The following is a 701-nucleotide window of genomic DNA, read 5'->3' on the forward strand; positions in this document are numbered from 1 at the left end:
TGAAGGACGTTTAGATAGCGTACTCGACATTTAAAAATTTAAGCTGACACAGAATTTTGAACGCCCTCTGTGTTGGTTATAAAATAGGCTTAAGGTTCATTTCGAGGGGATGGGCACAAAACCCCTAGCATTGTCGAAATTAGAGCCTCTAAGTTATTTGTTTGGCATCTCCAACCCAGTAACAATTTTTGCAAGTGAGTGGCAAGAAATTTTTATTGAGTCGGAAAATCCATACAGAGACATAAAAAGGGCTGCCTCTGCTTTCTCCAAGGCTATGGTTCAGTTCGAAGGTAAAAAAGAACCTATAAAGTTTTTGGAGAAAGTGGTATGTGAATCTGGAAAGGGGCGGGTAAAATTGTACTTCAACCCAGAGTTTTTAGTATCGTGCCTTTAACACTTAACAATTTATGAAAGCTTAGAATTAATAATCAATTATATTAAGTGATTTTCAACGTGAAACCCTCAGCTTTTATTGGTTAGCTTTTAATTCAGAATGAAGAGCTTTGAGCGTTCAGCAGACGGTCGATCAAAATCATTTTTGGACAAAAACGAGTTAGAGCCGAAGGTCGGCTCTGTGCCCAGACTGTGTGAAAACTCTGATCACCTTTTGGTCTAAGTATGTTCTGCTTATGATCTATTAATCTATACATTTAGTTCACTTAATATACTGATATTTATATAATTAGACTATTGATTCAGTT

General features: G+C 36.5%; 1 protein-coding gene. It reads left to right on the forward strand.

What is annotated here, in order from left to right:
* The first annotated feature begins 109 nt into the window (after positions 1-109).
* Positions 110-394: a RepB family plasmid replication initiator protein gene (locus tag PSI06_RS21775; protein WP_369128034.1), complete on the forward strand. Its 285-nt coding sequence runs from the start codon at positions 110-112 to the stop codon at positions 392-394.
* The last annotated feature ends 307 nt before the right edge of the window (positions 395-701 follow it).

This window comes from Pseudoalteromonas sp. GABNS16E, assembly GCF_028598715.1.
In the GTDB taxonomy this organism is placed as follows: domain Bacteria; phylum Pseudomonadota; class Gammaproteobacteria; order Enterobacterales; family Alteromonadaceae; genus Pseudoalteromonas; species Pseudoalteromonas atlantica.

What these genes read in the sequence shown, in the direction of transcription:
- PSI06_RS21775 (WP_369128034.1), top strand. Translation starts at nt 110, where the DNA reads ATGGGCACAAAACCCCTAGCATTGTCGAAATTAGAGCCTCTAAGTTAT.